The sequence below is a fragment of the Pseudomonas sp. IPO3778 genome (assembly GCF_013386825.1).
In the GTDB taxonomy this organism is placed as follows: domain Bacteria; phylum Pseudomonadota; class Gammaproteobacteria; order Pseudomonadales; family Pseudomonadaceae; genus Aquipseudomonas.
Genome location: NZ_JACARC010000084.1, coordinates 1 through 6,155, shown reverse-complemented (window position 1 = coordinate 6,155; position 6,155 = coordinate 1). Strand labels below are relative to the sequence as shown.

Annotated in this window: 5 protein-coding genes; 3 read left to right on the top strand and 2 right to left on the bottom strand. The window is 61.6% G+C overall.

The genetic code is table 11. The annotated features are described in order from the left end of the window. The first annotated feature begins 95 nt into the window (after positions 1–95). Positions 96–1,247: a macrolide transporter subunit MacA gene (gene macA, locus HX855_RS31145; protein ID WP_177091504.1), complete on the top strand. Its 1,152-nt coding sequence runs from the start codon at positions 96–98 to the stop codon at positions 1,245–1,247. 3 nt (positions 1,248–1,250) lie between these two features. Then, complete coding sequence (locus HX855_RS31140; protein WP_177091506.1) at positions 1,251–3,209, top strand: MacB family efflux pump subunit; 1,959 nt, start codon at positions 1,251–1,253, stop codon at positions 3,207–3,209. Between the two features lie 155 nt (positions 3,210–3,364). Here HX855_RS31140 and HX855_RS31135 read toward each other — a convergent pair whose 3' ends face one another. Both HX855_RS31135 and HX855_RS31130 read right to left on the bottom strand, forming a co-directional pair. Beyond that, positions 3,365–4,066, bottom strand: a complete 702-nt coding sequence (locus tag HX855_RS31135) for a response regulator transcription factor (RefSeq protein WP_177091511.1) — start codon at positions 4,064–4,066, stop codon at positions 3,365–3,367. Positions 4,067–4,251: 185 nt separating this feature from the next. Then, complete coding sequence (locus HX855_RS31130) at positions 4,252–5,496, bottom strand: methionine gamma-lyase (protein ID WP_177091509.1); 1,245 nt, start codon at positions 5,494–5,496, stop codon at positions 4,252–4,254. A 124-nt stretch (positions 5,497–5,620) separates the two neighbouring features. Here HX855_RS31130 and HX855_RS31125 point away from each other — a divergent pair, with 124 nt between their 5' ends. Further along, the gene (locus HX855_RS31125; protein WP_177091513.1) at positions 5,621–6,091 is read left to right on the top strand and encodes an Lrp/AsnC family transcriptional regulator; all 471 of its coding nucleotides are present in this window, start codon (positions 5,621–5,623) and stop codon (positions 6,089–6,091) included. The last annotated feature ends 64 nt before the right edge of the window (positions 6,092–6,155 follow it).

Below are 6,155 nucleotides of genomic sequence, written 5' to 3'. Positions count from 1 at the left end.
CGTAAGGGCGGAACCCATAGTCGCCGTTACCCAAAAAACGGATATGTACTCCGAGCCAAAAGCCGGACCAATTTCAACACCTCTCATGGTCATTTATGGAAAAGTCAAAGTATCGAAAAGCAGGATTGGCCCTGGTGTTGACCGTCGCAACCGGCCTGATCGTCTACACCGTGCAGGCCCCCGCAGACGCACCGCAATACCTGACCGCCACCGCCGAACGCAGTGACATCGAAAACGCCGTCCTGGCCACCGGCCTGCTGGAAGGCGTCAAGCAGGTCGACGTCGGCGCCCAAGTCTCCGGCCAGCTCAAATCCCTGAAGGTCAAGGTCGGCGACAAGGTCAAGAAGGGCCAATGGCTCGCCGAAATCGACCCGCTGATCCTGCAAAACACCCTGCGCAAAGCCCAGGTCGATGAAGAAAACCTCCAGGCCCAACGCCAGGCCACCGCCGCCCAGCTCAAGGAAACCAAATCCGTCTACCAACGCTACCAAGGCCTGCAAGAAGACGAATCCGTCTCCCGCCAAGACTTCGAAACCGCCGAATCCAACTACGCAGTACAACGCGCCAACCTGATGTCCCTGGACGCCCAGATCAAAAGCGCCCACATCCAGATCGACACCGCCAAGATCAACCTGGCCTACACCCGCATCGTCGCGCCCATCGACGGCGATGTAGTGGGCATCGTCACCCAGGAAGGCCAGACCGTGATCGCCAGCCAACTGGCGCCCGTGCTGCTCAAACTCGCCGACCTGGACACCATGACCGTCAAGGCCCAAGTCTCCGAGGCCGACGTGATCCATATCAGCCCCGGCCAGCAGGTGTACTTCACCATCCTCGGCGAAGCCGACAAACGCTACTACGCCAAACTGCGCGGCACCGAACCCGCCCCGCAAAACTTCCTCGAAACCCAGACCGCCGGCACGCCCAAGCAAAACACCGCGGTGTTCTATAACGCGCTGTTCGACGTGCCCAACCCCGACCACCGTCTGCGCATCGCCATGACCGCCCAGGTGCGGATCGTGCTCGACACCGCCAAGGCCGCACTGACGGTGCCGGTGGCCGCACTCGGCCCGCGTAGCGCCGATGGCAGCTTCCCGGTGCGGGTGCTGGACGCCAAGGGCCGGGCCAACACGCGGCAGGTGCAGACCGGCATCAACAACAACGTCAAGGTGCAGATCCTCGATGGCCTGGCTGAAGGCGACAAGGTGGTGATCGGCGATCCATCGCCCGCCGTGGCGGGGGGCTGATTGATGAGTCAGCCACTGTTGGAACTGAAGGGCATCGTGCGTAGTTTCATGGCCGGTGACCGCGAATTCATTGCCCTCAAGGGCATCGACCTGACCATCCATGCCGGGGAAATGGTCGCGATTACCGGGGCTTCGGGCTCGGGCAAATCCACCTTGATGAATATCCTCGGCGGCCTCGATTACGCCACCGCCGGCAGCTACAAGATCAATGGCATCGAAACCCGCACCCTGGGTGACGAGCAACTGGCCGAACTGCGCCGCGACTACTTCGGTTTTATCTTCCAGCGTTACCACCTGCTGGCGCATTTGAGTGCATTGCACAACGTGGAAATGCCGGCGATTTATGCCGGTACGCCGGAAGCGGCACGGCACAGTCGAGCCGGGGAGTTGCTGGCGCGGCTGGGCTTGTCGGGGCATTTGAGCCATCGGCCGAGCCAGCTGTCCGGCGGCCAGCAGCAGCGGGTGAGTATCGCCCGGGCCTTGATGAACGGCGGGGAAGTGATCCTCGCCGACGAACCCACCGGCGCCCTCGACACCCACAGTGGCAAGGAAGTGATGCGCATCCTGGCCGAGCTGCACGCCGCCGGGCACACCGTGATCATCGTCACCCACGACCCGAAAGTCGCGGCCAATGCCCAGCGGATCATTGAGGTGCGCGATGGCGAGATTGTCAGTGACCGCGCCAATGACAGTGTCGGCCTCGACCTGCCCACCGAAGCGCCCATCGAGCCCAAGCGCAGCGGCGCGCGCAAGTTGGTGGCCAGCCTCGGGCTGTTCAAGGAGGCCTTCAACATGGCCTGGGTCGCGCTGATTTCCCATCGCATGCGCACCTTGCTGACCATGCTCGGTATCGTCATCGGCATCACCTCGGTGGTGTCGATCTCGGCCATCGGCGAAGGGGCCAAGCGCTATGTGCTCAAGGACATTCAGGCCATCGGCAGCAACACCATCGATATCTTTCCCGGCAAGAGTTTCGGTGACAGCCGCGCCTCGGCCATCGAGACGCTGTTGCCGTCGGATGTGGAGGCGCTGAACCAGCTGTATTACGTCGACAGCGCCACGCCGGTGGTGGGGCGCAACCTGTTGCTGCGCTACGGCAACATCGACCTGGATGCCCAGGTCAACGGCGTCAGCGACCGCTATTTCCAGGTCAAGGGTCTGAAGCTCGAAGCCGGGATTACCTTCAGTGAAAGCGACGCCCGGCGCCAGGCCCAGGTGGTGGTGATCGACCACAACACGCGCCATCGGTTGTTCGGGCCCGGGGTGGATCCGTTGGGCCAGGTGATCCTGGTGGGCAGCCTGCCGTGCACGGTGATCGGGGTGACGGCCGACAATAAAAACATGTTCGCCGCCAGCAAGGCGCTGAACGTATGGGTGCCGTATGAGACGGCAGCCGGGCGGCTGCTGGGCCAGCGCCATCTGGACAGCATCACCGTGCGCATCAAGGACGGCCAGCCGAGCAAGGTGGTGGAAGAGAACGTCACCAAGCTGATGTTGCAGCGCCACGGCACCAAGGATTTCTTCACCAATAACCTCGACAGCATCATGCAGACGGTACAGAAAACCAGCCGTTCCCTGGCGTTGCTGCTGTCGTTGATTGCAGTGATTTCGTTGCTGGTGGGAGGCATCGGGGTGATGAATATCATGCTGGTGTCGGTGACCGAGCGTACCCGCGAGATCGGGATTCGCATGGCGGTGGGCGCGCGGCAATCGGACATCCGCCAGCAGTTTTTGGTGGAGGCGGTAATGGTTTGCCTGATCGGCGGGATGATCGGCATCTCGCTGTCATTCGCCATTGGCTATCTGTTTTCGTTGTTTGTGAAAGAGTGGGAAATGGTGTTTTCCCTGGGCTCGGTGGTGACCGCGTTTGCGTGTTCGACGTTGATCGGGATCGTGTTCGGGTTTGTACCGGCGCGGAATGCGGCGCGGCTGGATCCGATCGAAGCCCTGGCCCGGGATTGAGGCAAGGAGAGTGGTAGTGGCTTGCTTGTTGTGGCGAGGGGGCTTGTCCCCCGTTGGAGTGCGAAGCGCTCCCGTTTTTTTGGGGCCTCTGCGCAGCCCAACGGGGGACAAGCCCCCTCGCCACAAAAGCTTCTCAAGGGGAGGGGGCACGTAGGTTATTGAACGGCGCTCTCTTGCGTGGAATACATCCACCGCATCAACGAATGCCGGCCACTGATGCCCATCTTGATCGCCGCCCGCTTGAGGTAGCTCTCGATGGTGTTGACCTTCAATGCCAGTTGCTCCGCCAGCTCCGGTGCGGTACGCCCGGCCAGCAACCCTACGCACACTTCCAGCTCCCGGCTGGACAGGGCCAGCCCCGACGACGCAAGGCGTTCTTCAAAGCGCAGGCGCAAGGTGTCGATGCCCTGTTGCTGCGGCATGTCACTGTCCGGGGCGCAGGGTTGCAGGGCGCTGATGTGCTTTTCAACCATCGGCAGCAGCAACGACGAGAAGTCCTGCAGGATGATCCGTTCCTGCTGGGAAAAACTCTCGCAGGGGTTCGAGCGATACACCGACAGCACGTAGCTGACGTCATCCTTGCGCCGGGTCAGGTGCAGTTGGGCGGCGGCCTGGGCTTCGTCCAGTTCGAGCTCCGGGTCGGTGTACACGGGGCTGATGCCCAGCCCTCGCGCGTTGCCGGCCTTGCGCGGGGAGTATTCCCTTGGACTCACAGGCATCTGGGTGATGTGTGTGGCGTCGACCGCCAGTTGGGTGAGGATCAGGTCGTGCAGCATGCGCGGGAAGTGCCGGCTGCCAGTGCTGGCGATGACCTTGCCGATGTGGGGGAACAGGTGTGAGTTCATCATTTCATCCATGAGTTTCAAGGAGGGCGACGTTCAGGGCAGTGATATCCATGACTGCCGCCTCGTATGCTAGTACAGGCTGTCGCAAACGGGCCAATGAATGGATCAAATTTTTTGCGGTGCAGGGCGCAACGGGAAAAGCCCGGCCTTTTCGGGCCGGGCTATTGATAAACGTGGCACCTGGTTATGAATTTACATCAAGCGTGATGAACGTTTGTTTGCACCGCCCGGGCTTTTGGCTTGACCGCACACGCCTGCAGGGCTTGGGCGACGTCGGCCAGCAGGTCGGCCGCATCTTCCAGGCCGACCGACAGGCGCACCAGCCCTTCGGAAATCCCGTGGCGGGCGCGTTGCTCCGGGGTGTAGGTGGAGTGGGTCATGCTGGCCGGGTGCTGGGCCAGTGACTCGGCGTCGCCCAAGCTGACCGCGCGGGTGAACAGCTTCAGGGCGTTCATGAAGCGCCGGCCCATGTCGATGCCGCCCTTGAGTTCAAACGCGATCATGCCGCCGGACTGCTTCATCTGCCGCGCGGCCAAGTCGTACTGCGGGAAGGAGCGCAGGCCGGGGTAGGTTACCCATTCCACCAGGGGATGGGCCTGCAAGGCTTCGGCGATGGCCAGGGCGTTGCTGCAATGGCGGTCCATGCGCAGGGCCAGGGTTTTGAGGCCGCGCATCAACAGGGCCGCATCCTGGGGCGACATCACCGCGCCGGTCAGGTCCTTGAGCCCTTGCAGGCGAATACGCTGGGCCAGGGCCTGGCTGCTGACTGCGATCCCGGCAGTGATATCGCCGTGGCCGCTGAGGTACTTGGTGGCCGAGTGCACCACCACGTCGGCGCCCATTTCCAGCGGGCGTTGCAGGTAGGGCGTGCAGTAGGTGTTGTCCACCACCACGGTAATGCCGGGTTGCCGGTGAGCGACCTCGGCGACCGCTGCAATGTCCACCAGTTGCAGGTTGGGGTTGGCCGGGGTTTCGAAGTAGATCATGCGCGTGGCGGGGTTGATGGCCTCGCGCAGGGCGTTCAGGTCGGTGAGGTCGACGTGGCGCACCTTGATGCCGAATTCGCCGATGCCGTGGTGCAGCAGGGCGAAGGTGCAACCGTAAAGGGTCTGGCTGACGATGATTTCGTCCCCGGGGCGCAGCAGGGTCCAGAACGTCGCGGCAATTGCCCCCATGCCGGAGCTGAAGGCCACGGCGGCTTCGCCGTTTTCCAGGGTGGCCATGCGCGCTTCCAGCAGGGCCAGGGTGGGGTTGGAGATGCGGGTGTAGAAGTGTCCGTTTTCTTCGCCGGCAAAGCAGGCGGCACCGTATTCGGCGGTGGGGAAGGCGAAGGTTGCCGAGAGGTAGATGGGCGGCACGAGGGCGCCGTGGTGATCCTGGGGGTCGTAGCCGTGGTGGATGGCACGTGTGGAAAAGCCGAACGTGTTGTGTTTATTTTTCATGGTCGGACGCTCCTTATTTCCTACAATGCTATGCTTATAACGGCGGCTGAACGTTCCATAGTTTGCTGGGAACGCCCGGTAGATTGGGATGAAAAACAATAAAAACGACGTTTTGAGGCAAGATATGCCCCTTCATCTGGATCGGACTGACAAGGCGCTTTTAAACGCGTTGCAGGGGAATGCGCGGTTGACCGTGGCGGAGTTGGCGGAGCGGGTGTCGCTGACCACTTCGCCGTGTTGGCGGCGGGTAAAAAACCTTGAAGGCAGCGGGGTGATTGGCGGTTATCAGGCGATCCTGTCGCCCAAGGCGCTGGGGTATGGGGTGACGGCGTTTGTCAGCATCATGATGGACACGCACTCCCGTGAGGTGGCCCGGGCGTTTGAGCAGAGGTTGCTGGAGATTCCCGAGGTTGTGGCGTGTCATAACGTGTCGGGGCGGTATGATTTTTTGTTGGAAGTGGTGGCGAAGGATCTCGAGTCGTTCGGGGAGTTTGCGCGGGAGGTGTTGCAGAGTCTGCCGTGTGTTAAGGAGATTTATTCGAGTTTTTCTTATAAGTCGGTAAGGCCGTTGCGGGTGATTCCGTTGCCTGAGTGATTGATGGAGTACGTAGCCATTCCTGCGGTAGTCGGCTGTTTGATTGTGTACATATCCGTTGCTG

Coding starts and splice junctions, on each gene's coding strand:
- HX855_RS31125 (WP_177091513.1), top strand. CDS start 5,621: ATGCCCCTTCATCTGGATCGGACTGACAAGGCGCTTTTAAACGCGTTG.
- HX855_RS31140 (WP_177091506.1), top strand. CDS start 1,251: ATGAGTCAGCCACTGTTGGAACTGAAGGGCATCGTGCGTAGTTTCATG.
- macA (WP_177091504.1), top strand. CDS start 96: ATGGAAAAGTCAAAGTATCGAAAAGCAGGATTGGCCCTGGTGTTGACC.
- HX855_RS31135 (WP_177091511.1), bottom strand. CDS start 4,066: ATGGATGAAATGATGAACTCACACCTGTTCCCCCACATCGGCAAGGTC.
- HX855_RS31130 (WP_177091509.1), bottom strand. CDS start 5,496: ATGAAAAATAAACACAACACGTTCGGCTTTTCCACACGTGCCATCCAC.